The 24,447-nt window shown below is 59.2% G+C and carries 23 protein-coding genes and 1 riboswitch; of the genes, 13 read left to right on the top strand and 10 right to left on the bottom strand.

Annotation, left to right across the window (positions count from 1 at the left end; translation table 11 throughout):
* Window positions 1–49 precede the first annotated feature (49 nt).
* The 5 genes from ACQZ5F_RS06215 (at window position 50) to hflX (ending at window position 7,050) form a co-directional block, all read left to right on the top strand.
* Window positions 50–2,311: a sensor histidine kinase NtrY-like gene (locus ACQZ5F_RS06215; RefSeq protein ID WP_052818468.1), complete on the top strand. Its 2,262-nt coding sequence runs from the start codon at window positions 50–52 to the stop codon at window positions 2,309–2,311.
* A complete protein-coding gene (gene ntrX / locus ACQZ5F_RS06210; RefSeq protein ID WP_035217431.1) occupies window positions 2,301–3,665 on the top strand; it encodes a nitrogen assimilation response regulator NtrX in 1,365 nt (454 codons plus the stop codon). Before ACQZ5F_RS06215 ends, ntrX begins: the two co-directional genes overlap by 11 nt.
* Window positions 3,666–3,713: 48 nt before the next feature.
* Window positions 3,714–5,090 carry a Trk system potassium transporter TrkA gene (gene trkA / locus ACQZ5F_RS06205; protein ID WP_046800203.1) on the top strand — a complete coding sequence of 459 codons (1,377 nt, stop codon included), beginning with the start codon at window positions 3,714–3,716 and terminating at the stop codon, window positions 5,088–5,090.
* Between the two features lie 184 nt (window positions 5,091–5,274).
* Window positions 5,275–5,517, top strand: coding sequence for an RNA chaperone Hfq (hfq, locus tag ACQZ5F_RS06200; RefSeq protein WP_003496145.1), 243 nt, complete (start codon window positions 5,275–5,277; stop codon window positions 5,515–5,517).
* Between the two features lie 108 nt (window positions 5,518–5,625).
* Window positions 5,626–7,050: a GTPase HflX gene (hflX, locus tag ACQZ5F_RS06195; RefSeq protein WP_225339868.1), complete on the top strand. Its 1,425-nt coding sequence runs from the start codon at window positions 5,626–5,628 to the stop codon at window positions 7,048–7,050.
* 196 nt (window positions 7,051–7,246) lie between these two features.
* On the opposite strand, the gene mazG is transcribed toward hflX, so the two are convergent.
* A complete protein-coding gene (gene mazG, locus ACQZ5F_RS06190; RefSeq protein WP_046800202.1) occupies window positions 7,247–8,092 on the bottom strand; it encodes a nucleoside triphosphate pyrophosphohydrolase in 846 nt (281 codons plus the stop codon).
* Between the two features lie 70 nt (window positions 8,093–8,162).
* Complete coding sequence (locus ACQZ5F_RS06185) at window positions 8,163–8,750, bottom strand: deaminase (RefSeq protein WP_052818599.1); 588 nt, start codon at window positions 8,748–8,750, stop codon at window positions 8,163–8,165.
* Between the two features lie 262 nt (window positions 8,751–9,012).
* Here ACQZ5F_RS06185 and cysG point away from each other — a divergent pair, with 262 nt between their 5' ends.
* The 6 genes from cysG (at window position 9,013) to ACQZ5F_RS06155 (ending at window position 14,620) form a co-directional block, all read left to right on the top strand.
* Entirely contained in the window at window positions 9,013–10,476 is a 1,464-nt protein-coding gene (gene cysG, locus ACQZ5F_RS06180) for a siroheme synthase CysG (protein ID WP_225339867.1), read from the top strand.
* Window positions 10,469–10,783 carry a DUF2849 domain-containing protein gene (locus ACQZ5F_RS06175; protein WP_046800199.1) on the top strand — a complete coding sequence of 105 codons (315 nt, stop codon included), beginning with the start codon at window positions 10,469–10,471 and terminating at the stop codon, window positions 10,781–10,783. The genes cysG and ACQZ5F_RS06175 overlap by 8 nt, the downstream gene beginning before the upstream one ends.
* A gap of 8 nt (window positions 10,784–10,791) precedes the next feature.
* On the top strand, window positions 10,792–12,462 hold the full coding sequence (locus ACQZ5F_RS06170; protein WP_046800198.1) for a nitrite/sulfite reductase: 1,671 nt from the start codon (window positions 10,792–10,794) through the stop codon (window positions 12,460–12,462).
* Between the two features lie 10 nt (window positions 12,463–12,472).
* On the top strand, window positions 12,473–12,979 hold the full coding sequence (locus tag ACQZ5F_RS06165) for a DUF934 domain-containing protein (RefSeq protein ID WP_225339866.1): 507 nt from the start codon (window positions 12,473–12,475) through the stop codon (window positions 12,977–12,979).
* A gap of 148 nt (window positions 12,980–13,127) precedes the next feature.
* Window positions 13,128–13,940 (top strand): ferredoxin--NADP reductase, encoded by an 813-nt coding sequence (locus ACQZ5F_RS06160; RefSeq protein WP_225339865.1) that lies wholly within the window; start codon window positions 13,128–13,130, stop codon window positions 13,938–13,940.
* Window positions 13,941–14,104: 164 nt separating this feature from the next.
* The gene (locus ACQZ5F_RS06155; protein WP_225339864.1) at window positions 14,105–14,620 is read left to right on the top strand and encodes a hypothetical protein; all 516 of its coding nucleotides are present in this window, start codon (window positions 14,105–14,107) and stop codon (window positions 14,618–14,620) included.
* A 44-nt stretch (window positions 14,621–14,664) separates the two neighbouring features.
* On the opposite strand, the gene ACQZ5F_RS06150 is transcribed toward ACQZ5F_RS06155, so the two are convergent.
* From ACQZ5F_RS06150 to ACQZ5F_RS06115, 8 genes are all read right to left on the bottom strand, one after another.
* The gene (locus ACQZ5F_RS06150) at window positions 14,665–15,468 is read right to left on the bottom strand and encodes an endonuclease/exonuclease/phosphatase family protein (RefSeq protein ID WP_225339863.1); all 804 of its coding nucleotides are present in this window, start codon (window positions 15,466–15,468) and stop codon (window positions 14,665–14,667) included.
* A gap of 188 nt (window positions 15,469–15,656) precedes the next feature.
* Complete coding sequence (locus ACQZ5F_RS06145) at window positions 15,657–16,214, bottom strand: fasciclin domain-containing protein (protein ID WP_046800194.1); 558 nt, start codon at window positions 16,212–16,214, stop codon at window positions 15,657–15,659.
* Window positions 16,215–16,380: 166 nt separating this feature from the next.
* A complete protein-coding gene (locus ACQZ5F_RS06140) occupies window positions 16,381–17,097 on the bottom strand; it encodes an anti-sigma factor (protein ID WP_309582484.1) in 717 nt (238 codons plus the stop codon).
* Entirely contained in the window at window positions 17,094–17,636 is a 543-nt protein-coding gene (locus ACQZ5F_RS06135) for a sigma-70 family RNA polymerase sigma factor (RefSeq protein WP_052818461.1), read from the bottom strand. Before ACQZ5F_RS06135 ends, ACQZ5F_RS06140 begins: the two co-directional genes overlap by 4 nt.
* 153 nt (window positions 17,637–17,789) lie before the next feature.
* Complete coding sequence (gene gcvP / locus ACQZ5F_RS06130; RefSeq protein WP_225339861.1) at window positions 17,790–20,654, bottom strand: aminomethyl-transferring glycine dehydrogenase; 2,865 nt, start codon at window positions 20,652–20,654, stop codon at window positions 17,790–17,792.
* Window positions 20,654–21,016 carry a glycine cleavage system protein GcvH gene (gcvH, locus tag ACQZ5F_RS06125; protein WP_046800190.1) on the bottom strand — a complete coding sequence of 121 codons (363 nt, stop codon included), beginning with the start codon at window positions 21,014–21,016 and terminating at the stop codon, window positions 20,654–20,656. Before gcvH ends, gcvP begins: the two co-directional genes overlap by 1 nt.
* Window positions 21,017–21,044: 28 nt before the next feature.
* Entirely contained in the window at window positions 21,045–22,184 is a 1,140-nt protein-coding gene (gene gcvT, locus ACQZ5F_RS06120; RefSeq protein WP_225339860.1) for a glycine cleavage system aminomethyltransferase GcvT, read from the bottom strand.
* A gap of 153 nt (window positions 22,185–22,337) precedes the next feature.
* Window positions 22,338–22,425, bottom strand: a riboswitch (glycine riboswitch).
* Between the two features lie 124 nt (window positions 22,426–22,549).
* Entirely contained in the window at window positions 22,550–22,735 is a 186-nt protein-coding gene (locus ACQZ5F_RS06115; RefSeq protein ID WP_052818458.1) for a DUF3008 family protein, read from the bottom strand.
* 174 nt (window positions 22,736–22,909) lie between these two features.
* On the opposite strand from ACQZ5F_RS06115, the gene ACQZ5F_RS06110 reads away from it, so the two are divergent.
* Entirely contained in the window at window positions 22,910–23,290 is a 381-nt protein-coding gene (locus ACQZ5F_RS06110; protein ID WP_082178762.1) for a hypothetical protein, read from the top strand.
* Between the two features lie 89 nt (window positions 23,291–23,379).
* Window positions 23,380–24,360 (top strand): copper chaperone PCu(A)C, encoded by a 981-nt coding sequence (locus ACQZ5F_RS06105; RefSeq protein ID WP_225339859.1) that lies wholly within the window; start codon window positions 23,380–23,382, stop codon window positions 24,358–24,360.
* The last annotated feature ends 87 nt before the right edge of the window (window positions 24,361–24,447 follow it).

The following is a 24,447-nucleotide window of genomic DNA, read 5'->3' as shown; positions in this document are numbered from 1 at the left end:
CCTGACTTCAGGAATGTGGTGCTGGCTGGCCAGCGATTGGGAGTAGTGCATGCGGAAACCCGCCGCTGAACACGCCGTTGCCGATGAGGCAGCGGGCATGGTGGTTGCCGATCGCAGGATGTCTTTCGCTCTGCCGGGGCTGGTGCTCGCCGGCGTCGCCCTTGTTTGCGCCATCATCACCCTCTTCGTACTTCTCGGCGTCACGCCGATTGCGCCGACATCGAATGTCGTCATTGCTTCCGTCGTCATCAATTCGATCTTCGTGATCGGCCTGATTTTTTTGATCGGCCGCGAAATCAACCGCCTGCTGAAAGCGCGTAAAAAGGGCAGGGCGGCGGCACGTCTGCACGTCCGCATCGTCGTGCTGTTCTCCATCGTGGCAATCACGCCGGCCGTACTTGTCGCCATCTTCGCCAGTCTGACGCTGAATGTCGGTCTCGACCGCTGGTTTTCGCTTAGAACCCAGTCGATCGTCGATTCCTCCAGCAATATCGCTCAGGCCTATATGATGGAAAATGCCGGCTACCTTCAGGGACAAACCCTGTCGATGGCCACCGACCTTGATCGCAACCGCGCGCTTTTTTATCTCGACCGCACCGGGTTCATTGATCTGATGACCCGTCAGGCCAAGGGCCGCGGCCTGCTTGGCGCGTTTCTGGTGCAGGAGGACGGAGACGCCGTTGCTCAAGCCGACATCAAGACGGAAAAGCCGCTTCCCGCCATTCCGCATGATGCGCTCGAAAAAGCTGCCGCCGGTCAACCGACCCTGATCCCGCCCGGTATCACTAATCTCGTTGGCGCCATCATCAAGCTTGAAGGCATCCAGGGCACCTTCCTCTATACCGTGCGCGCCGTCGATCCCAAGGTGATGGGCGCGATGCGGCTGATGGAGGAGAACCGCGCCGAATACAAGGCGATGGAGGCAGGCCGCGCACCGTTGCAGATCGCCTTTGCTATTCTCTATCTCGGTTTTGCGCTGATCGTGCTTCTGGCGGCCATCTGGACCGCAATTGCGGTGGCCGACCGTATCGTCCGGCCGATCCGCCTTCTCATCAGTGCCGCCGATAGCGTCGCCACCGGTAACATGCATGTGCTGGTGCCCGTTCGGGCTGTGGATGGTGACGTCGGGCGCCTGTCGCGCACCTTCAACAAGATGGTCTCGGAACTGCGCAGCCAGCAGGATCAGATCATTGAGGCGAAGGACGATATCGACGATCGGCGCCGCTTCATCGAGGCTGTGCTATCAGGCGTCACCGCAGCCGTTATCGGCGTTGACGAGAACCGCAAGATCACCATCGTCAACCCATCGGGCGAGGAATTCCTGGCGCAGACCTCCGAGCAGCTTATCGGCGCGCAGCTTTCCGAGATTGCGCCTGAAATCGAACAGGTCGTGACCGAGGCGAATACCTGGTCGCGCGGCAACTTCCGCAAGCAGATCAACATCATGCGACGTGGCAAGGAACGGACGCTCAATGTGCAGGTCACCCGCGAGGATGCCCGCGACAGCCGCGACAGCTACGTCATCACCCTCGACGACATTACAGATCTCGTCATCGCCCAGCGCTCCACCGCATGGTCGGATGTGGCGCGCCGCATTGCCCATGAAATCAAGAACCCGCTGACGCCGATCCAGCTTTCCGCCGAGCGCATCAAGCGCCGTTTCGGCAAGCAGATCGACGAGAACGACCGCGCTATCTTCGACCAGTGTACGGACACCATTGTCCGGCAGGTCGGTGATATCGGCCGGATGGTGGATGAATTCTCGGCCTTTGCGCGCATGCCGAAGCCGACGAAGGAAAAGTCGGACCTGCGCTCGATCCTGAAGGATGCGGCGTTTCTGCGGGAAATCAGTGCCGCCGACACGAAGTTCTCCACCGAGCTGGGTGATATCCCGCTGGAGGGCATGTTCGATGCCCGCATGCTGGGGCAGGCGTTCGGCAATCTCATCAAGAATGCGACGGAAGCAATCGAAGCGGTGGAAGGCGAAAAGCGGCCGGGTAAAATCCTCGTGCGCGCCTCTTTCGACGAGGCCAATTCCCGTTTCGTGGCTGATATCATCGACAATGGCCGCGGCCTGCCCGTCGAGAACCGTCACCGCATTCTCGAACCCTATATGACGATGCGGGACAAGGGCACCGGTCTCGGCCTCGCCATCGTCAAGAAGATCATCGAAGAGCATGGCGGGTATCTGGAACTCCACGATGCCCCGCCGGAGTTCGATCACGGCCACGGCGCCATGATCAGAGTGCTGCTGCCCTATATCGAGGCGGTCGGCGGCGAAAATAACAAGGAAGCAGCATATGGCGTCTGATATTCTGGTCGTGGATGACGAGGCGGATATTCGCGAAATCGTGGCGGGTATTCTCTCCGATGAGGGCCACGAAACCCGCATGGCGTTCGACAGCGACAGCGCGCTGGCCGCGATTTCGGAGCGCGTGCCGCGCCTGATCTTTCTCGATATCTGGATGCAGGGTTCGAAGCTTGACGGTCTGGCGTTGCTGGACGAAATCAAGAGCCGCCATCCCGAAATTCCTGTCGTCATGATTTCCGGTCACGGCAATATCGAAACCGCCGTCAACGCCATCAAGCGCGGTGCCTTCGATTTCATCGAAAAGCCGTTCAAGGCAGACCGCCTGATCCTGATCGCCGAACGGGCGCTGGAAAACTCCAAGCTGAAGCGTGAGGTTCAGGAACTCAAGAAGCGCACGGGTGACGCGGTTGAACTCGTCGGCGCCTCGCTTGCGGTTTCGCAGCTTCGTCAGACCATCGACAGGGTAGCGCCCACCAACAGCCGCATCATGATCCTCGGCCCCTCCGGTTCCGGCAAGGAATTGGTGGCGCGCATGGTGCACAAGAAATCTTCACGCGCCACCGGACCTTTCGTGGCGCTGAATGCCGCGACGATTACGCCGGACCGCATGGAAATCGCGCTCTTCGGTACCGAAGGGCTGCCGGGTCAGCCGCGCAAGGTCGGCGCGCTGGAAGAAGCTCATCGCGGCGTTCTTTATCTCGACGAAGTCGGTGAAATGCCGCGCGAAACCCAGAACAAGATCCTGCGCGTGCTGGTCGACCAGCAGTTCGAGCGCGTCGGTGGCGGCAAACGGGTGAAGGTGGATGTGCGCATCATTTCCTCGACCGCCCATCATCTCGAAAGCCTGATCGCCGAAGGCCAGTTCCGGGAAGACCTTTACCACCGTCTGGCCGTCGTGCCGGTGAAGGTGCCGGCGCTGTCCGAGCGGCGCGAGGATATTCCCTTCCTCGTCGATATGTTCATGCGGCAGATTTCCGAGCAGGCCGGCATCCGCCCGCGCAAGATCGGCGACGACGCCATGGCCGTCCTGCAGACGCACGACTGGCCGGGCAATATCCGCCAGCTGCGCAACAATATCGAGCGACTGATGATTCTCGCACGTCCCGAAGGCGGCGAAGCACCGATCTCGGCCGACATGCTACCGTCGGATATCGGCGACATGCTGCCGAAGATTTCGGCGCAGGGCGACCAGCACATCATGACCCTGCCGCTGCGCGAAGCCCGTGAAATGTTCGAACGGGATTATCTGGTGGCCCAGATCAACCGTTTCGGCGGCAATATTTCGCGCACGGCAGAATTTGTTGGCATGGAAAGATCAGCGCTGCATCGCAAACTGAAATCTCTCGGCGTATAAGGAACCAAGGCGCATCGCCGTAACCGATTATTCCGTCAGAGAGACAGCATGAAAGTCATCATTTGCGGCGCAGGGCAGGTGGGTTACGGCATCGCCGAACAATTGTCGCGCGAGGATAACGAGGTATCGGTGATCGATACCGCCGCGCCGCTCATCTCCGCCATCACCGAGACGCTCGATGTGCGCGGCTACGTCGGGCATGGCGCGCATCCGGATATGCTGGCGAAAGCGGGCGCCGACCAGGCGGACATGATCATCGCCGTCACACTGCATGACGAGATCAACATCGTCGCCTGCGAGGTGGCGCATGCTTTGTTCAGCGTGCCGACCAAGATTGCCCGCATCCGTGACCAGAGTTATCTGAAGCCGGAATATGCCGATCTCTTCAGCCGCGAGAACATGTCCATCGACGTGACGATTTCCCCGGAAGTGGAAGTCGGCAAGATGGTGTTGCGCCGTATCGCCTTTCCGGGCGCCACCGACGTCGTGCGGTTCGCCGATGACACGATATACATGCTGGCGATCGAATGTATGGAAGACTGCCCGGTCATCAATACGCCGCTGCACCAGCTCTCCAACCTATTTCCGGACCTCATCGCCACAGTTGTCGGTGTTTTCCGCAATGGCATCCTCAAGGTGGCGCATTCTTCCGAACAGCTGAGGGTCGGCGACCTTGCCTATGTCATCTGTCAGCGCCAGCACGCCCGCCGCACCTTGAGCCTGTTTGGCCATGAGGAGCAGGAAGCGCAGCGCATCGTGATTGCCGGCGCCGGCAATATCGGTCACTTCGTTGCCCGCAAGATCGAGGAGATGCAGCCGAAAACGCGGGTGAAGATCGTCGAGGCGGATCGCGACAGGGCTATTGCCGCATCGGAGCAGCTCAGCAACACCATCGTCATGCTTGGTTCGGCGCTTGATCAGAAAATTCTGATGCAGGCCGATATTCAGGATGCCGACCTGATCGTGACGCTGACCAATAACGACCAGACGAATATTCTGGCCGCCGTGATGGCAAAGCAGCTGGGCTGCAAGTCCAATCTTGCGCTGCTGAACAGTTCGTCCTTTCACGATGTCGCGGGTTCGCTCGGTCTTGATGCCTATATCAACCCTCGCGCCGTCACCATCTCCCGCGTTCTCCAGCATGTGCGCAAAGGCCGCATCCGCTCGGTCTATGCCGTGCAGCGCGGTTCGGCGGAGGTGATTGAGGCGGAAGCGCTGGAAACCTCGCCGCTGGTGGGCCAGTCCTTCCGTGATATCGACATGCCCGACGGCGTACGCATCGGCGCGATCTATCGCGACGGCGTGGTGATCCGCCCGGATGGCAGCACCAAGATCAAGGCGAAGGACCGCGTCGTGCTGTTTGCGTCAGCGGACGCAGTGCGCGACGTGGAGCAGCTTTTCCGGGTTTCGATACAATATTTCTGACTGTTTCGAATCGAAAAATCGGGTCAATACTCGTACCCGTCAGGCCGTTTTCGCCGTTGCGGAACGGGACATGATTTGATACCAGAGTTGCAGGCTGGCCAAGCGGGGGACTAGACTCGGCCGGTTTATTATTGATTGATTATTTTCCGGTGTCCCTGCCGGCAATAAAGAAAGAAGCGGCGCCATGGCGGAACGTTCTCAAAACCTTCAGGATCTTTTCCTCAATACCGTTCGTAAGCAAAAGATTTCGCTCACGATTTTTCTGATCAACGGCGTCAAGCTGACGGGCGTTGTCACCTCCTTCGACAATTTCTGCGTGCTTCTGCGCCGTGACGGTCATTCGCAGCTGGTCTACAAGCATGCGATTTCCACCATCATGCCCGGCCAGCCGATGCAGATGTTCGAAAGCGAAGAAGGCGCGGCCTGATCAGGCTCCCTCTGACGGTATCTTCGATATAGACTGACCCGGATCGGAACATTTCCGGTCTGGTCAGGTTAATCTTCATGGCCGTCCGCGCGGATGCGGTCGGCCGAAATGTTCTTTCTGGATAAGGCTGAGCCCATTTCGACGCGCGACACCTCGAACGAATCGATCATTCCGGAGCAGGAAAAGCGCCGCGACGACATGCGTGCCGTGGTTCTCGTGCCGGTCCTCAAGCAACAGCGCGAAAATCGCGATGCGGCGGCGGCACCGGCCGCTCCCGGCCGCTCCGTCGAAGCCAAGCTTGAGGAAGCAAAGGGTCTGGCGCTCGCCATCGAGCTCGAGGTGACGCAGGGTCTCATCGTTTCCGTCAATCAGCCGCGCCCCGCCACCCTGTTCGGAACCGGCAAGATCGAGGAAATCGGTCATCTTCTGGATGAAACCAATTCCGGCTTGGTGATCGTTGATCATCCGCTGACGCCAGTGCAGCAGCGCAATCTCGAAAAGCAATGGAATGCCAAGGTCATAGACCGCACAGGCCTGATCCTCGAAATCTTCGGCCGTCGCGCTTCCACCAAGGAAGGCACGCTGCAGGTCGATCTTGCGCATCTGAATTACCAGAAGGGCCGCCTCGTCCGAAGCTGGACCCACCTTGAACGCCAGCGCGGTGGTGCAGGTTTCATGGGTGGTCCGGGTGAAACCCAGATCGAGGCCGACAGACGCCTGCTGCAGGATCGCATCGTCAAGCTTGAGAAGGAATTGGAGCAGGTGGTGCGTACCCGCCAGCTTCACCGCGCCAAGCGCCGCAAGGTGCCGCATCCGATCGTCGCACTGGTCGGTTACACCAATGCCGGCAAATCCACGCTGTTCAACCGCATCACCGGGGCGGGTGTTCTGGCGGAGGACATGCTGTTCGCCACGCTCGACCCAACCTTGCGGCGCATGAAACTGCCGCATGGCCGCACGGTTATATTGTCTGATACCGTCGGCTTCATTTCCGACCTGCCGACGCATCTCGTCGCCGCTTTCCGTGCGACGCTGGAAGAGGTGCTTGAAGCCGATCTCGTTCTGCATGTGCGTGATATGTCCGATCCGGACAATGCCGCCCAGTCTGCGGATGTGCTGCGTATTCTCAGCGATCTCGGCATCGACGAGAAGGAAGCCGAAAAGCGCATCATCGAGGTCTGGAACAAGGTCGACCGTCTGGAGCCGGATGCGCATGACGCCATCATGCAGCGCGCCGAAGGCCGCTCCGATATCCGCGCCGTTTCGGCGATCACGGGCGATGGCGTCGATGCCCTGATGGAAGAGATTTCAAAGCGCCTGTCCGGTGTGCTGACGGAAACGACCGTTGTCTTGTCCGTCGAGCAATTGCCGTTGATCTCCTGGGTCTATAGCAACTCCATCGTCGATAACCGTGAAGACCATGAGGACGGATCGGTTGCGCTCGATGTCCGCCTGTCGGAAGCACAGGCCGTGGAACTGGAGCGGAAGCTTGGAAAGGCGACCATCCGCGAGCGGGAAGACTGGGAGCGATGAGCGCTTCGATGATGGTAAGATCTCGTCATATTCGACGTCATCCTCGGGCTTGTCCCGAGGATCTGCCACGGTATTCAAAATCGATGGGTAGCAGATGCTCGGGACAAGCCCGAGCATGACGGAGGAGAGGTTTGCGGCCTCTATAAACAATCCTCGAAGCGCTTAGCACGCCTGCCTTTAATGCATATCCAAGCGATCACGAAGAAACCGTATCAAGCGAGCGTTCGATGCGCTTGGCTGCCTGCCAGAGGTCTTCCATTCTTTCAAGGCTCGCCGCTTGAAGTGTCTCGCCATTATCGTTGAGCGATGTCTCGATGTGATTGAAACGCCTGCGGAATTTCGTGTTGGTGCCGCGCAGCGCATTCTCCGGATCGGCCTTGACGTGGCGGCCAATATTGACCAGCGCGAAGATCAGGTCGCCAAGTTCGTCAGAAACCTTCTCCGGCCTGCCTTCCGCCAGAGCCTCGCGCAGCTCGGCGATTTCCTCTTCGATCTTGTCGAGAATGGGTGCCGGGTCCGACCAGTCGAAACCAACGCGCGCCGCCTGTTCCTGCAGCTTCAAAGCCTCGGTCAGCGCCGGCTGGCTGCGCTGCACGCCCCCCAGAAAGCCGGACTTGAAATCCTCGGTAATACCCCGGCGCGCACGGCGCTCCGCACGCTCACGTTTTTCTTCAGCCTTGATCTGGTCCCATTGCAGCTTGACCGTTTCCGGCGTGTCGGCACTGGAGACGGCGAAAACATGCGGGTGACGACGGATCATCTTCGAGGTGACGGCATGCACCACGTCACCGAAAGCGAATTCGCCCATTTCTTCCGCTATGCGGGCATGGAAAACCACCTGCAGGAGAAGGTCACCCAGCTCGTCGCACAGATCGTCCGTATCCTTGCGCTCGATGGCATCGGCAACTTCATAGGCCTCTTCGATGGTGTAAGGCTTGATCGTCTCGAAGGTCTGGACGACGTCCCAGGGGCAGCCGGTTTCCGGTTGGCGGAGCGCCTCCATGATCTCGATCAGGCGGGAAATATCCTTCGAGGCTTCCATATGTCTCAAACCTTTGTTTTTACGCATTTTTCGCGCGGAAATCCGCACTGCACCCCGCAACGAAAATGCCCTAGTTCAGCGGAATATCGTTGTCGCTCTTCGATGACTGATAGCTGGTGGAGAGATCATCGTAAGCTGCCTTGATGCGGGCCGTCTGCGCCTTCAGCGTGGTTTTCAACGGATCGTCCTCGCCTTCAACCAGATCGGCGATGAAGAAAGAGTTCCAGAAGGCGTTGTTGCGGCGATACCCGCCCGGCTCCAGCCCGAATACCTCTTTCAGGATTTTCAGATCATGCGGAATTGCAAAAGCATCGCGTGAATCCTCATGGCTGAAGAACGAGTAGAAATTGTCGAATCCGGCCCAGGTGATGGCGGACATGCACATGGTGCAGGGTTCATGGGTGGAAAGGAAAATCAGGTCCTTGGTATTCGGCTTTTCACCCAGTTCGTAAAACCGCTTCAGCGTGTGCACTTCGCCGTGCCAGAGAGGGTTTTCGAGCTCATTATTCGTCTCGGCGACCACCAGCGAAAGATCGGATTTGCGCAGGATCGCCGCACCGAAAACCTTATTGCCCAAGCTCACACCGCGGGCCGTCAAGGGCAGGATATCGTGCTCGATGACGTCGAGAAGGCGGGAAGCGAGGCTGTGGCTGGTCAAGGGTCTGATCCTTCGTGCCGCTTTAAAGAAAGCGGTATTCGCATGGAGAAAACGACAGAAAATGGTCCTTCCTTGTTCGGCGCGAGGACCCGGTTTGTCAAGGGATTCTCATGGGTTTGAGGGCGCCCTGACAGGGGCAAAACAGGGGTGGCGGTTTGTTTTCCTCAAAAACAGGGGTGTTCGAGAAATAAAAATCCAAGCGCTGGAAAGGCTTGAATTTCTGTTTCTTCAATCTTGCGCCGCAATGCGGGATATATGTCCAATGCACAACGAACATGATTTTTCCGCAGCTGGCGACCGCCTTTCGACCTTCCCCGCTTTCTTCCGGGTTGAGGGGCGGCAGGTCGCCGTCTTTGGAAATGGAGACGAGGCTTTCGCCAAGGTAAGGCTTCTCGCCAACACCAATGCCTATATCGTTGCTTACGCCGATCAGCCGGAGGCGGATTTTGCCCGCTATATCACCGAAAATGGCATCGGTCATCGGGCTTTGGCTTTCGCCGCTGAGCTGATCGAAGGCGCGACGCTGGTTTTTGCCGCCACCGGAGACGAGGCGCTGGACCGCGAAATCGTATCCGCCGCGCGTGCGAAGAAAATTCCCGCAAATGCGGTGGATCAGCCGGAGTTTTGTGATTTCTTCACCCCGGCGCTTGTCGCCCGCGCACCCGTCGCCATCGCCATCGGCACGGAAGGGGCAGGCCCGGTTCTTGCCCAGATGATCCGCGCCCGCATCGACCAGATGCTGTCGCCGTCACTCGGGAAACTCGCACGGCTTGCGGTGCAGTATCGTGATGCGGCCGAGGAGAATGTGCCCAGGGGCGCCTTGCGGCGCAATTTCTGGCGTCGGTTCTTTTCGGGTGCAGTTGCGGATGCTGTCGCTCTCGGTGATACCTCTTCCGCCCGTCATGCCGCAGATCGCCTGCTGCAATCGCCGGAACGCAGCGAAGGTCGTGTCTGGCTTGTTGGCGCCGGTCCCGGTGCGGAAGATCTGCTGACGCTGCGTGCACAGCGCGTGCTGATGGAAGCCGATGTGATCGTCTATGATGCCCTGGTACCGCAGGCGATCGTCGATATGGGCCGCCGCGATGCCGAACGCCTGTCTGTCGGCAAGCGCAAGGGCTGTCACAGCAAGTCGCAGGAAGAGATCAACCGTCTGCTGGTGAGTCTTGGCCGGGACGGCAAGCGTGTCGTACGCCTCAAATCCGGCGATCCTCTGGTCTATGGCCGGGCAGGCGAGGAAATGGCGGCGCTGCGCAATGCCGGCATCGGTTACGAGATCGTGCCGGGCATCACCTCCGCCTTCGCCGCCGCTGCGGATTTCGAATTGCCGCTGACGCTGCGCGGTGTGGCTTCGTCGCTGATTTTCACCACCGGCCACGATCTGACCGGCGATGTCCTGCCCGATTGGGCCCGTCTTGCCGTTTCCGGCGCAACAATCGCCGTTTATATGGGCCGCAGCGTTGCGGCCTCGGTGGCGACGCGGCTGATCGAAGCGGGGCTGGGTGTGGAAACCACCGTCGCCGTCATTGAAAACGCCAGCCGCGCGGATCGCCGTCTGCTGCATGGCACATTGAACGATCTGCCCGATCTGGAACATCGCGATGAACTGACCGGGCCGGTCATGGTCATCATCGGTGATGCCGTGGCGGGCGCCAATTTCGACAGGTCCGAGGCGCTTGCATTGTCAGCGCAGCCGGCGGACTTCAAACGGGAGTACGTAAATGGTTGATAAGGTTTTGACCGCCAATCGTCTGGGCGATGGTATCGCCGTCTGGCTCGACGCCAATGGTGACTGGACGGAGAACCTGCAGGGCGCCATCGTTGCCCGCCATGCGGAGGCCGTCGCTTCGTTCGAGGAAATCGGCAAGCGTGATTTTTCCGCCAATAAGGTGGTCGATGTGGCCATCGTTGACGTGGTGGAGGAGAATGGCAAGCTCTGGCCGACCCGGCTTCGCGAGCGCATTCGCGCTGCTGGCCCCACCGTGCACTATGCCACCGGCTTCAAGCCGGCCGATGCAGCATTTATCGCAGTCTGAGGAAGAATATGTACCGTTACGACGAGTTCGATCACGCATTTGTTGAAGGCCGCGTGGCGCAGTTTCGCGATCAGGTCGAGCGCCGGCTGTCCGGCGAGCTGGCCGAGGACGCATTCAAGCCGCTGCGCCTGATGAACGGCGTTTATCTCCAGCTGCATGCCTATATGCTGCGCGTCGCCATTCCCTACGGTACGCTGAATTCGCAACAGATGCGGATGTTGGCCCATATCGCCCGCAAATATGACCGGGGTTACGGCCACTTCACCACCCGCCAGAACATTCAGTATAATTGGCCAAAGCTCTCCGATACACCGGATATCCTGTCCGAACTGGCAAGCGTGGAAATGCACGCCCTCCAGACGTCGGGCAACTGCATTCGCAATGTGACCGCCGATCATTTCGCTGGCGCGGCCGCCGATGAGGTCGCTGATCCGCGCCCCTATGCGGAAATTTTGCGCCAATGGTCTTCCGTGCATCCGGAATTCTCGTTCCTGCCGCGCAAGTTCAAGATCGCGGTAACGGGTGCCGAGCGCGATCGCGCCGCCATTCAGGTCCATGATATCGGTCTGCATCTGAAAAAGAACGACAAGGGCGAGATTGGTTTTGCCGTTTATGTCGGTGGCGGGCAGGGCCGCACGCCGATGATCGCCAAGAAAATCCGCGACTTCCTGCCAGAAGAGGATTTGTTGTCCTACACCACGGCGATCATGCGCGTTTATAACCTGCACGGCCGCCGTGACAATAAATACAAGGCGCGCATCAAGATCCTCGTGCATGAAACCGGCGCGGAAGAGCTGTCCCGCCAGGTCGAGGTCGAGTTCGCCGAGCTGAAAAACACCGAATTGAAGCTGCCGGATGCCGATATTGCGGCGATCTCCGCTTATTTCGCGCCGCCGGAACTGAAGAACCGCCCCGAAGGCTGGGAAAGCCTGGCGCGCTGGAAGAAGGCGGATGAGGGGTTTGCCCGTTTCGTTGACCAGAATGTCCAGCCGCACAAGCACCCCGACTACGGTATGGTGACCATTTCACTGAAGCCGATCGGTGGTATTCCAGGCGATGCGACGGACGAGCAGATGGAACTCGTCGCTGATATTGCCGAAGAATACGCTTTCGACGAAATCCGCATCAGCCACGAGCAGAACATCATCCTGCCGCATGTGGCGCTGGCCGATCTCGAGCCGGTCTATCGTGCGCTGGCGGGTGCTGGCCTTGCGACCGCCAATGCCGGCCTCATCACCGATATCATTGCCTGTCCCGGGCTGGACTATTGCGCGCTTGCCAATGCGCGCTCCATTCCGGTGGCGCAGGAAATTTCTACCCGTTTCGGCGCTCCGGAGCGTCAGGCGGAAATCGGCGAGCTGAAGATCAAGATTTCCGGCTGCATCAACGCCTGCGGCCATCACCATGTCGGCCATATCGGCCTGCTGGGGGTGGAGAAAAAGGGTGCCGAGCTTTACCAGATCACGCTCGGCGGATCGGGTGATGAAAATACCTCGATCGGTGAGATCATCGGCCGTGGTTTTGAGCCGGACAGGGTAACCGACGCCATTGAAACCATCGTCGATACCTATCTGGGGCTTCGTCTGTCGAAAGAGGAAATCTTCCTCGATGCCTATCGCCGCGTCGGACCGCAGCCTTTCAAGGATGCGCTCTACGGTTCCGCCGCCGAAGCCGCCTGAGGAGAGTGTCATGACAAAAATCTGGAACCGCGACGGCTTCGTGGAAAACGATCCCTGGGTGATCGAAACGGAAGAGGTGAAAGCGACAGCCGTGCAAAAGCCAGTGCTGCCGCTCGCCGATTTCCTCATCCGTGCGGCGGAAAGCAACGATACAGGCTTTGGCGTGCTGATTGCGCCGGCCGACGACGTCGCCCGTCTTGAGCCTTACCTTGACCGTATCGAACTCGTAGCCGTGAGTTTCCCGGCCTTCAATGATGGCCGTGGTTTCAGCCACGCTTCGCTGCTGCGCAACCGCCTCGGTTTTAGAGGTGAGGTGAGGGCAGTCGGCGACGTGCTGATCGACCAGGTGCCGCCGATGCTGCGCACCGGCTTTACCAGTTTTGCGGTGACGAACGGCACGGCGATCCGCCGCCTGTCCGAAAATCGCCTGCCGGAAATCCCGGTTTATTACCAGCCGACGGCCCGGCCGGCAGCGGGCGGCGAGGCCTATAGCTGGCGTCGGCGTGCGTCTCTGTGACACGTTGCGCGGAAATATGATTTTTTGATACATATTTCCTGAGCACATAGCAGTTGTGATATTCTCATGCCTTCAAACCTCGGCAAAAATGGTATAATTGCCCGGTTGGAGAATGTCGCTTATCGAATAAGAATGGACGGAACCTGAAATGAACGCGCCAGCCAAGACGGAAGATTTCGCGATCAAGATACCTGATGGTGTTTACGCCGAGACGGTTTTATCGGTGGAGCACTATACGGATCACCTGTTCCGTTTCCGCATGACGCGTCCGGCCGGCTTCCGTTTCCGTTCCGGCGAATTCGCCATGATCGGCCTGATGGTCGGAGAAAAGCCGATCTACCGCGCCTATTCCATCGCCAGCCCCGCCTGGGATGAGGAACTGGAATTCTTCTCGATCAAGGTTCCCGACGGCCCGCTGACCTCCCATCTTCAGGCGATCAAGCCCGGCGATACCGTTCTGATGCGCAAGAAGCCGACAGGCACGCTGGTTCTGGATGCGCTGACACCCAGCAGACGGCTCTATATGTTCTCGACCGGCACCGGCATTGCGCCTTTCGCAAGCCTGATCCGCGATCCCGAGACCTATGAAAAGTTTGAAGAGGTCATCCTCACCCATACCTGCCGCGATGTGGCCGAGCTGAAGTACGGCTTCGATCTGGTTGAGGAAATCCGCAACCACGAATTCCTGAACGAGATCGTCGGCGACAAGCTCAAGCATTATGCGACGGTGACTCGCGAGGACTACCCCTTCAAGGGCCGCATCACCACGCTGATCGAAAACGGCAAGCTATTTGCCGATCTCGGCGTTCCGGCACTTGATCCGGAAATTGATCGCGGCATGATCTGCGGTTCCTCGGCCATGCTGAAGGACACCAAGGAACTGCTTGAAAAGGCCGGTCTGAACGAAGGCGCCAACAACAAGCCTGCTGAATTCGTGATCGAGCGCGCTTTCGTCGGCTGACGGCGCGGTTCCCATGCGAACACATTGAGACAGGAGGCCCGTAACGGCCTCCTTTTTTGTTTTAAGGCTGTTGATGAGGCCGGAACGGCAAATCGTCGGACTGGAACATCCGGAGGCGATGGCGCGTTAGCGTTCGAAGGAAACCGAACCGGCGAAACCGTCCAATGGAAAAAACAGAGAGAATACGAACCACCGTCATTGCTTTTGCAGCGAGCCTTTTCACCGCGCTGCCGGCAGTCGCCGATGAAAGCGCGTTTCTGTCATCACTCGAGGGTACGTGGACTGGCAAGGGCACGGTGATCACCCGTATCGGCGCGCCGGCCGTCAACGTTAATTGTACGCTGAATTCCGATGCACGGCAGACAGCTTTGCGCATGTCTGGCACGTGCCGTGGGCTTCTGGTGGTAAAGCGGGCGATTGCAGCCGATCTCGCCGCCAGCGGCGTGCGTTACAGCGGCACTTACACAGGCCCGTCCGGCCGCCCTTCGGCACTGGCGGGCAATCGCCGGGGAAATGCGATCAATCTGACCGTTCGCTGGAACCGCGACATCAACGGTGACCGTGTCGCCGCCATGACAATCGAGAAGGTCGGCAATAATGGCCTGCGGCTGCGTACCACCGACAAAGACGGCAGGACCGGAAAGACGGTAGTGACGAGCGATATCCAGCTAGTGCGTTAACTGGATTCAGCTGATTTTGACGGCGCGGATGAGTGTCCGGTTTCTCAACTGAATTCAAGCAGCAGCGGGCAATGATCCGAAACCTCCGGCTGTCTCACAACATCGAAGTGATCGATCTTCACAGCCGGATTGACCAGCATGTAATCCGCGTAGCGGTTTTGCTTGGTGTAATGCGAAGTCCGCGTGTCGGTAAAGCCGCGCGTCGTAACCAACTCTATAAGGTCCAGCTCTCTCATAACGGCAAAAGTCTCGCTCTCAGGCAAGACATTGAAATCACCACAGACGATGATCCGGTCACCAGCCTCCGCGATGTTTCTGACGAGCTGGACGAGACGCTTCGCCTGCGCCAGCCGCGCGGGGCTGTCGTGTTTGCCTTCGGGGTCTCGCAGGCCGTGCATGTGGGCGATGACGGCGGGCTGGCCGGTTGTGAAATCGAAAATACGAATGGCATGGGCGGTCCGCGATCTCGGGTGATCGCCATATCCATCGGCTGAAAAGGTGCCATGTACGAAACCCTGCGCCTGCGCGACAATGGCAATGGATTTACGCACGAAGGTCGCCAGCCCCCATTGCGACGGGTATCGTGTTTCGCCGTGCCAGAGATCGCCCTGCGCTGCCGGGCAGAAGACCGCCAGATGATCGGGCATGACATCTGCGACATCCCGCAGGAAATTCGCCCTCTGTGGCAGGTCGATGCCGTGATCGCGATAGGCTAGCCAGTCCTGCGTGGCAGCCGGCGTATGCACCACTTCCTGCAGACACAAAATATCGGGATCGGAAGAGGAGAGATAGGGAACAAGCTCGTCGTGGAGCTTTCCGCCCCAGCCGTTCAGGCAGATCAGACGCATTCACACTCCATTGCCGCAGGATTGCATGATCCCGTTTAGCATGGAACCGCCGCCGATCAATCATGTCCAGCCATTTCAGGATGTGGAGGTGTCGTCGCCCGAATATCAAAGGCCCGGATGTTTCCGGGCCTTTGATAAGGGTTCAAGCCGAATGGCTCATCCGGCCATTTTGTGTCATGCCGCGACAGTTACATCTTCGGCAGCAACACCTTGTCGATGACATGAATGACGCCATTGGATTGCTTGACGTCAGCGATGGTTACATGAGCAACCGTGCCGTTCTCGTCCGTCAACGTGATTTTGCCCATGCTTTCCTTGGCCTTAAGCACGCAGCCGCCGACGGTCTTCACGTCATGCTCGCCCTTGTCATCCTTGATCATCTTTTCGATGGCGGGTGACAGTGCATTGGCGGCGACCACGTGGCAGGTCAGCACCTTGACCAGCTTTTCCTTGTTCTCGGGCTTCAGAAGATCGTCGACCGCACCCTTCGGAAGGGCCGCGAAAGCCTCGTTGGTCGGCGCGAACACCGTGAACGGACCTTTTCCTTGAAGTGTTTCGACAAGGCCGGCAGCCTTCACCGCTGCGACAAGCGTTGTATGGTCTTTCGAGTTCATCGCATTTTCAACGATGTTCTTGTCCTCGAACATTGCGGCGCCGCCAACTTTGGGGTTCGCGGCATAAGCGGAAACCATGCCGATGGAAAGAGCTGCGGCCAGCGTCAGGGCGCGAACAGAAACGTTGTACATCGTTATTCCTCCTTGGTGACTTCCAAACCCCGAAAGGCAGTTCTTCCGGTGGCCGCTATCGGTCATCCGTAGCGATACAAGAGACGGAAGCCGGCGCCTCGAAGTTTCAGGTGAGCCAGGAAAAATGATAACCAATTGACTTTAATGATGAATATCTGTGCTTAGGCTATAGGCGACGCGCAGTGCCTGATGCGACGATCGGGCCGGTGGGAAGGCCGGTGGGCGAACCGCCGAACGGTTCAAGGCTGACGGCAAATACGGAACCTTCACCGAGTGTGCGCTGTATCTCGGGTGAAATGATCATTTCCGCATCGACCTTCGCGTCGATGATGCCGAGCGACTTCGGATTGCCCGTCGGTGGTACCACCCACAGTTCAAGCGACCGGCGTTCACCGCCGTCCGCTGCAACCGGTGTGATTTTCAGGCGTCCGCTTGACGCGTCGTAGGACGCCACGAGATCGATCACGTTGCCGGGGGCGGTGAGGTTGGCAACGAGCGGCGCCGTTCGCTTGCCACCCGGCAGAGGCAGACCTGACATAAGGGCAATGGCAACGACAGCCGCAAGTGACGAGACAAGCGATACGCTGCGCCAGAAGACGAGCGACTGCCAGAGCGAAGCAGTGGAACGATCGGGGCTGTTGGCGAAGAGGCGATTTTCGATACGGCTGAATATTGCGGCGTCGGGTGGGATCTCGCCATAGGCATCGTTGAACGATGCGGTATCGATCTGCCAGCGCTCCACGAGGCGCTGAAAGTCGGCATCATCCGTCATGCGCTTCTCGACCAGCCGGCGCTTTTCCAGCGAAAGAAGGCCAAGCACATATTCAGCCGCAAGGACTTCATCCTGCGGCGTGTCGCCATGACTATGTTCGCCAGATATCATCGTTCCATGCACTCTCTCAGTTTCAGCAGGCTGCGGCGAAGCCACGTCCGCACCGTGTTGAGCGGTGCATTCATGTCTTCCGCAAGTTCCGCATAACTCATGCCCTCCACATAGGCTCGCCGCACGGCGTTGGCTTGGTCCGGCCGCAGCTCCTCCATACACCTGTCGATCCGCCGGCCTTCATCGCGCATCACGGTTTGCGTTTCCGGGTCCAGAGTCACCTGGTCTTCAAGGTCCAGCACGGTATCGATGTCATCGCTCACGGGTCTCCGCGCCCGGATGACATCAATACAGTGGTTTCGAGCGACGGTGGAAAGCCACGTCAGCGCATGCCCCGAGCGACTTGCGAAGGAATGCGCTCTTTGCCAGATTCTGATATAGATTTCCTGCAATGCCTCTTCCGCATCCGTCCGGTCCTTTAAGATACGGATGCAGATTGCAAAAAGTTTCGGGCTGGTTGCCTGGTAAAGCGTGGCGAAGGCGGAGCGGTCTCCGAGCGCAACGCGCCCGATCAGGACAGCAATCTCATCGCCTTGCATCCGCACATTCTCCGCCTCGTCCCCAATTTAGACAAGCAGATACGAAAAAACACAAGACCCCGGCCGCGAGAAAGCCGGGCCAGGTCACACCGCCACTTCTGCCATAAAAAAAGCCCGGAGCGATCCGGGCTTTTGTCTTGATCGAAACAAAGTTTACTCTGCCGCTTCGGCATAATCTTCCATTGGCGGGCAGGTGCAGATGAGGTTGCGGTCACCATAGACATTGTCGATGCGGTTGACCGGCGACCAGTATTTGTCGATGCGGAACGCGCCGGGCGGGAAGCAACCCTTTTCGCGGCTATAGGGACGATCCCATTCACCGACGAGGTCTTCTACCGTGTGCGGTGCGTTCTTCAGCGGATTGTTGGTCTTGTCCGCACGGCCTTCCTCGATGTCGCGGGCTTCCTCGCGGATCGCCAGCATGGCATCGCAGAAACGGTCGATTTCCGCCTTGGTCTCGGATTCGGTCGGCTCGATCATCAGCGTGCCGGCAACCGGCCAGCTCATGGTCGGCGCGTGGAAACCGCAATCGACAAGGCGCTTTGCCACATCGTCCACCGTCACGCCGCAGCTATCCGCGAGCGGGCGAGTGTCGATGATGCATTCATGCGCCACGCGACCGGTCTCGGACTTGTAGAGCACGTCGTAAGCGCCCTTCAGCCGTTCAGCGATATAGTTGGCATTGAGGATCGCCACCTTGGTCGCCTGCGTCAGCCCTTCGCCGCCCATCATCAGGCAATAGCTCCAGGAGATCGGCAGGATCGACGGCGAGCCGAAGGGAGCAGCAGACACCGCACCCTCACGGCCGTCCGTCGAAGGATGACCCGGAAGGTAAGGAGCAAGATGCGCCTTGACGCCGATCGGCCCCATGCCCGGGCCGCCGCCGCCATGCGGAATGCAGAAGGTCTTGTGCAGGTTGAGGTGTGAAACGTCGGAGCCGATATCGCCGGGACGGGCGAGACCGACCATGGCGTTCATGTTGGCGCCGTCGAGATAGACCTGACCGCCTTGGCTGTGCGTGATCTCGCAGATCTCTCGAACCGTCTCCTCGAACACGCCGTGGGTGGACGGATAAGTGATCATGCAGCACGAGAGGTTTTCCGCATACTGCTCTGCTTTTGCACGGAAATCATCGATATCGATGTCGCCGTTGTCCCGCACCTTCACCGGCACGACTTTCATGCCGACCATCTGCGCCGAGGCAGGATTGGTGCCATGTGCGGAAGTCGGAATGAGGCAGACGTCACGATGGGTGCCGCCATTGGCGAGGTGATAGTTACGGATGGTGAGAAGCCCTGCATATTCCCCCTGCGCACCGGAATTCGGCTGCATGGAGAAGGCATCATAACCGGTGACCGAGCACAGTTTTTCGGAGAGATCGTCGATCATTTCCTTGTAACCGAGCGCCTGATTGGCCGGCACGAAGGGATGGATGTCGGAAAATTCCGGCCAGGTGATCGGCAGCATTTCCGCTGTCGCATTCAGTTTCATGGTGCAGGAACCAAGCGGGATCATGGAGCGGTCGAGCGCCAGATCACGGTCCGAAAGGCGGCGGATGTAACGGGTCATCTCGCTTTCGGCGCGGTTCATGTGGAAGATCGGATGCGTCATGTACTGGCTGGTGCGCAGCAGTTCTTTCGGCAGGCGATAGTCCGGCTCGAAATCCGAGATCGAGAAATTGCCGCCGAAAGCACGCCAGACGGCCTCAAGCGTTGCCGGGCGCGTACGCTCGTCAAGGCTCATGCCGATCTTGGTCGCGCCGACCTTGCGCAGGTTCACGCCTTCCGCCACGGCCGAACGCAGGATGACGCCCTGCATATGGCCGACTTCGACGGTGATGGTGTCGAAGAAGGTTTCCGGCTCGATGGTGTAGCCGAGCTTTTCCAGGCCCTTGGCCATCAGCACGGCCTTCTGGTGGGTCTGCTGGGCAATCGCCTTGATGCCCTGCGGACCGTGGAAGACGCCATACATCGAAGCCATGACGGCAAGCAGCACCTGCGCGGTGCAGATGTTCGACGTCGCCTTTTCGCGGCGGATATGCTGCTCGCGGGTCTGCAGCGACAGGCGATAGGCACGGTTGCCGCGCGCATCGACCGAAACGCCGACCAGACGGCCGGGCATGGAGCGCTTATGCGCATCCTTGACGGCCATGTAAGCCGCATGCGGGCCACCATAACCGACCGGAACGCCGAAACGCTGCGAGGTGCCGATGGCGATGTCAGCGCCCATTTCACCGGGAGATTTCAGCAGCGTCAGCGCCAGAAGATCGGCGGCGACGGCGGCAATCGCGCCCGTCTGATGCAGGCGGGAAATCAGGCCGGAGAAATCGCTGACATGGCCGTGCGTGCCCGGATACTGGAAGATCGCGCCGAACACATCGACCGGATCGAGATCGGTGAAGGGATTGCCGACGATCACTTTCCAGCCGAGCGGGGCCGCACGGGTCTCGATCAGCGCAATGGTCTGCGGGTGGCAATTGGCATCCACGAAGAAGGCGGTTGCCTTGGACTTGGCGACGCGCTGGCACATGGCCATGGCTTCCGCCGCTGCTGTCGCTTCGTCCAGCAAGGAAGCGTTCGCGACATCGAGACCGGTCAGATCGCAGACCATGGTCTGGTAGTTCAGCAGCGCCTCAAGACGGCCCTGGCTGATTTCCGGCTGGTAGGGCGTATAGGCCGTGTACCACGCGGGGTTTTCCAGAATGTTGCGCTGGATGACCGGCGGCGTGATGGTGCCGTAATAGCCCTGGCCGATCAGCGAGGTCAGCACCTGGTTCTTGTTGGCCGTTTCACGAAGACGGTCGAGCGCCTCGCGTTCGGTCAGCGCCGCACCCCAGGTGAGCGGTACCTTCTGGCGGATGGAGGAGGGAACGGTGGCGTCGATCAGCGCGTCGAGGCTCTTATAGCCGACGACTTTCAACATCTCCGCCATTTCCGACGGCGACGGTCCGATGTGACGCCGGTTGGCGAAATCATAGGGCTGATAGTCGGTGAAATGGAATTCGGTGGGCGTCGTCATTACGCGATCAGCTCCTTGTAGGCTGCTTCATCAAGCAGCGTATCGGCATCCGCCGCATTGGAAAGCTTCAGCTTGAAGAACCAGCCGGCACCCTGCGGGTCGGAATTGACCAGCGAGGGATCATCAACGATGGCCTGGTTGATTTCGACCACTTCGCCATCCAGCGGACAATAAACATCGGAAGCCGCCTTGACGGATTCAACGGTCGCTGCATCGCCATCCTTTGCGAAGGTGGCGCCCACTTCCGGCAATTCGACGAAAACCAGATCGCCGAGCTGTTCAGCGGCGTGGCTGGTGATGCCAACGGTGGCGATATCGCCTTCGAACTTCAGCCATTCGTGTTCTGCGGTAAATTTCAGCATCGTATTCTCTCCGGAGATGGGATGAAGATTATCGTTTATAGGTGGGCTTGATGAAGGGCAGGGCGGCGACGGTGACGGGCAGATATTTGCCGCGCACTTCCGCAAAGACAGCCGTGCCGGGAGCGGCGTGGGAAACAGGCACGTAACCCATGGCGACGGGACCCTCGACCGAAGGACCGAAACCGCCGGAAGTCACTTCACCGATCTCCGTCTTGCCTTCGGCATCCGCAAACAGCTTCGAATGGCCGCGCACCGGCGCCTTGCCTTCCGGCTTCAGGCCGACGCGGCGGCGCGATGTGCCATCTTTCAGTTCACCGAGAATACGCTCTGCGCCGGGAAAACCGCCCTCGCGGTCGCCGCCAGCGCGGCGCGCCTTCTGGATCGCCCATTCGAGCGAGGCTTCGATGGGGGAGGTCGTGGTGTCGATGTCGTTGCCATAGAGACAAAGGCCGGCTTCGAGCCGCAGGCTGTCGCGCGCGCCAAGCCCGATGGCTTCGCAATCGGGATGTTCGAGCAGGGCCTTGGCGATCTCGTCCGCCTTTTCGGCCGGCACGGAGATTTCAAAACCGTCTTCACCGGAATAACCGGAACGGGAAACGATGCAGGGCACGTCATGCAGTGGCACTTCCTGCACGTCCATGAACTTCATTTCGGACACGCCGGCCCACAGTTCCGCCAGCACTTCTTCAGCGCGCGGTCCCTGCAGCGCGATCAGCGCGCGGTCGTCGAGAAGGGTGATTTCGCAGGTGCCGGAAAGATGCGCCTTCATATGGGCGATATCGGCATCCTTGCAGGCCGCATTAACGACGACAAAAAGATGGTCGCCGCGATTGGTGATCATCAGGTCATCGAGGATATGGCCGTTGTCGTCAGTAAAGAAGCCGTAGCGCTGGTGGCCTTCCTTCAGGCCGAGAATATCGACTGGCACCAGCGTCTCAAGCGCGCGTGCGGCATCGGCGTTGTCGCCAGACTTGGCCTTCACAATCACCTGGCCCATATGGGACACGTCGAACAGACCGGCGGAGGTGCGGGTCTGAAGATGCTCCTTCAACACACCAGCCGGATATTGCACCGGCATGTCGTAACCGGCAAACGGCACCATGCGGGCGCCGAGCGAAACATGCAGGGAATGAAGCGGCGTGGTTTTAAGCTCGGCGGTATCGTCCAAGGACGCCTCCAGGGTTGCGCGAGATATCGCGCGGGCTCAGGTCATGGCGCAAGACGCGCCGGTTCAAGAGCCCCCTCTGTCCTTGTCGCCTGAGATTGTTATCCCTTCGGCGAGCCGTCCTTTAGATCAAGGTGGCTTCTCTCCAGAGTTCCGTCGTCACCGCTGGTCCTTTTGCCTGAGAGTTTCCGGGGCGGTTGCTCCTTCGGCACCGCAGTGAAGCGGCTTCTCCCAACGATGATGCGACGCTCATTATCTTCGAAGCCCCGCTGTTGGCAAGGACCAAATGACGCATCTGAACAGATTCTTGCTCCATCTGCGCCATCGGCAGCGCTGTGGTGGGTGACAACTTGGAAACCGGGACAATATCAGTCGGATTTTTTCTCCGGCAGGCCCTTGCGTTTCGTTGATGCGAGATCATCAAGTTCTTTTTCTGTCATGGACTTCTCCATGCTTTTTGAAGCACCTTGTAAACTGGATTTTTTGACTTCGCCGCGTTTGGCGGCCAGTGCTGCACCCGCCGCTTTCTGCTGGGCTTTTGATTTGGCTGGCATGTCTGCCTCCTTTGAAACGATCGTTCCAGCAGGGAAATGCCGCCTAGTGACGATTGTTCCCTTGCGAGAAGTCAAGCATGCGGCAAAATTCCCCTTTGAAATCGGCCGGAAAGCGGGATATCGCATGATGTCATGGACGCAAATCGAAACCGACGACTGACAGGGATGGAGAGAATGCTTCGCATTTTCTGCGCGGCCCTGATGTTGTCGCTCGGTTTTGCCCACAAGCCCGTGCTGGCCGCAGCGCCGACGGTGTCTCTGGACGAGAGCTACCGTCTGCCGGACGGCACCTTTGCGGAAATCTGCCTTGGCCACGGCGATGGCGTCAACGTCTCCCATGGCAAGGACGATCCGGCCCATTCCGGCGATGCCATGCTGTTTTGCGAGGCCTGCCTGCTGGCCTCGTCCATTCTTCTGCCGATACCCGATACGGAAGGCTGGCTGAGGACCGAATTCTCCTGGCTCGACAATCGCCTGACCGCTAAATGGAGCTTCCGCTCTGTCCTGACGATCCAGAAACCCGCAGCGCGGGGGCCTCCATCCCTGTCCGCCTGATTTTTCGTTTTACCGGATCATCACCGCCTGAGGGCGGCACGGAGCGACTGCCAAAGCCCTGATGGGATGCAGTCGAAGGGACAAGAGACATGAAGACCACCAAAATCATCACCTGCACGTTGTTCGTTGCCTCGGTTTCGACCGCGCAGGCTTTCGCCCACGCCACTTTCGTTGACGGCTCGGCCGAGCAGGAAAGCACCGTCGTCGCCGCGCTGCAGGTGCCGCACGGTTGCGACGGCGGGCTTGCAACGACAGAAGTGCAGATAAAGCTGCCGGAAGGCTTCATTTCCGCCAAGCCGCAGCCCAAGGCCGGCTGGGAGCTGGAAGTCATCAAGGGTGATTACCAGAAGGCCTACAAGAGCCACGGCAAGGAAATCAAAGGCGGTCCGGTCGAAATCCGCTGGAAGGGTGGTAATCTGCCGGATGAGTTTTATGACACCTTCGCCGTTCAGGGTAAAATCTCCGGCATCGAAGCCGGACAGGATCTGCCCTTCAAGGTGACGCAGCTTTGCGGCGACAAGGGAAAGGTTTCCTGGGATGAGGTTGCGGCCGCCGGTGTCGACCCGCATTCGCTGAAAAGCCCCGCCCCAACCATTCGCGTTGCCGCAAAGGCGGCCCATGCTGCCGGAGGCCATGATCATGGCGCCATGGATATGGATGTTGTGAAGGCCGGCAGCCTTGAGGTTTCCGGCGGTGCGACCAAGGCCATGCTGCCGGGCCAGCCGGTTGGTGGCGGTTATGTGACGATCAAGAACGCCGGTACCAGCGACGACAAGCTGATCGGCGTGGAATCCTCCGCTTCCGGCCGCGCCGAAATCCATGAGATGGCCATGGTCAACGACGTCATGAAGATGCGCAAGCTGGATGACGGCATCGTCATCCCCGCCGGCCAGACGGTAGAGCTGAAGCCCGGCGGCCTGCACATGATGTTCTTCGACGTGAAGAAGCCCTTTGCCGAAGGCGACAAAGTGCCGGTGACGTTGATCTTTGAAAAGGCAGGTAAGGTCGAGATCGTACTCTCTGCCGCCAGCGCGGCCAAGGGCAACGGCGGCGACCACCAGCATAACTGATCAATAAAGAGCGGCTACCGGAACGCGTGACAGGTCCGGTAGCCGCAAGCTTTTTTATTGTTATATCTTGTTTTCAGCGCCGTGGCG

It is taken from the genome of Agrobacterium sp. 22-210-1, from assembly GCF_053522525.1.
This window is presented reverse-complemented; position numbering and strand designations above follow the sequence as displayed.

What these genes read in the sequence shown, in the direction of transcription:
- ACQZ5F_RS06215 (WP_052818468.1), top strand. Translation starts at nt 50, where the DNA reads ATGCGGAAACCCGCCGCTGAACACGCCGTTGCCGATGAGGCAGCGGGC.
- ntrX (WP_035217431.1), top strand. Translation starts at nt 2,301, where the DNA reads ATGGCGTCTGATATTCTGGTCGTGGATGACGAGGCGGATATTCGCGAA.
- trkA (WP_046800203.1), top strand. Translation starts at nt 3,714, where the DNA reads ATGAAAGTCATCATTTGCGGCGCAGGGCAGGTGGGTTACGGCATCGCC.
- hfq (WP_003496145.1), top strand. Translation starts at nt 5,275, where the DNA reads ATGGCGGAACGTTCTCAAAACCTTCAGGATCTTTTCCTCAATACCGTT.
- hflX (WP_225339868.1), top strand. Translation starts at nt 5,626, where the DNA reads ATGTTCTTTCTGGATAAGGCTGAGCCCATTTCGACGCGCGACACCTCG.
- mazG (WP_046800202.1), bottom strand. Translation starts at nt 8,092, where the DNA reads ATGGAAGCCTCGAAGGATATTTCCCGCCTGATCGAGATCATGGAGGCG.
- cysG (WP_225339867.1), top strand. Translation starts at nt 9,013, where the DNA reads ATGCACAACGAACATGATTTTTCCGCAGCTGGCGACCGCCTTTCGACC.
- ACQZ5F_RS06175 (WP_046800199.1), top strand. Translation starts at nt 10,469, where the DNA reads ATGGTTGATAAGGTTTTGACCGCCAATCGTCTGGGCGATGGTATCGCC.
- ACQZ5F_RS06170 (WP_046800198.1), top strand. Translation starts at nt 10,792, where the DNA reads ATGTACCGTTACGACGAGTTCGATCACGCATTTGTTGAAGGCCGCGTG.
- ACQZ5F_RS06165 (WP_225339866.1), top strand. Translation starts at nt 12,473, where the DNA reads ATGACAAAAATCTGGAACCGCGACGGCTTCGTGGAAAACGATCCCTGG.
- ACQZ5F_RS06160 (WP_225339865.1), top strand. Translation starts at nt 13,128, where the DNA reads ATGAACGCGCCAGCCAAGACGGAAGATTTCGCGATCAAGATACCTGAT.
- ACQZ5F_RS06155 (WP_225339864.1), top strand. Translation starts at nt 14,105, where the DNA reads ATGGAAAAAACAGAGAGAATACGAACCACCGTCATTGCTTTTGCAGCG.
- ACQZ5F_RS06150 (WP_225339863.1), bottom strand. Translation starts at nt 15,468, where the DNA reads ATGCGTCTGATCTGCCTGAACGGCTGGGGCGGAAAGCTCCACGACGAG.
- ACQZ5F_RS06145 (WP_046800194.1), bottom strand. Translation starts at nt 16,214, where the DNA reads ATGTACAACGTTTCTGTTCGCGCCCTGACGCTGGCCGCAGCTCTTTCC.
- ACQZ5F_RS06140 (WP_309582484.1), bottom strand. Translation starts at nt 17,097, where the DNA reads ATGATATCTGGCGAACATAGTCATGGCGACACGCCGCAGGATGAAGTC.
- ACQZ5F_RS06135 (WP_052818461.1), bottom strand. Translation starts at nt 17,636, where the DNA reads ATGCAAGGCGATGAGATTGCTGTCCTGATCGGGCGCGTTGCGCTCGGA.
- gcvP (WP_225339861.1), bottom strand. Translation starts at nt 20,654, where the DNA reads ATGACGACGCCCACCGAATTCCATTTCACCGACTATCAGCCCTATGAT.
- gcvH (WP_046800190.1), bottom strand. Translation starts at nt 21,016, where the DNA reads ATGCTGAAATTTACCGCAGAACACGAATGGCTGAAGTTCGAAGGCGAT.
- ACQZ5F_RS06115 (WP_052818458.1), bottom strand. Translation starts at nt 22,735, where the DNA reads ATGCCAGCCAAATCAAAAGCCCAGCAGAAAGCGGCGGGTGCAGCACTG.
- ACQZ5F_RS06110 (WP_082178762.1), top strand. Translation starts at nt 22,910, where the DNA reads ATGCTTCGCATTTTCTGCGCGGCCCTGATGTTGTCGCTCGGTTTTGCC.
- ACQZ5F_RS06105 (WP_225339859.1), top strand. Translation starts at nt 23,380, where the DNA reads ATGAAGACCACCAAAATCATCACCTGCACGTTGTTCGTTGCCTCGGTT.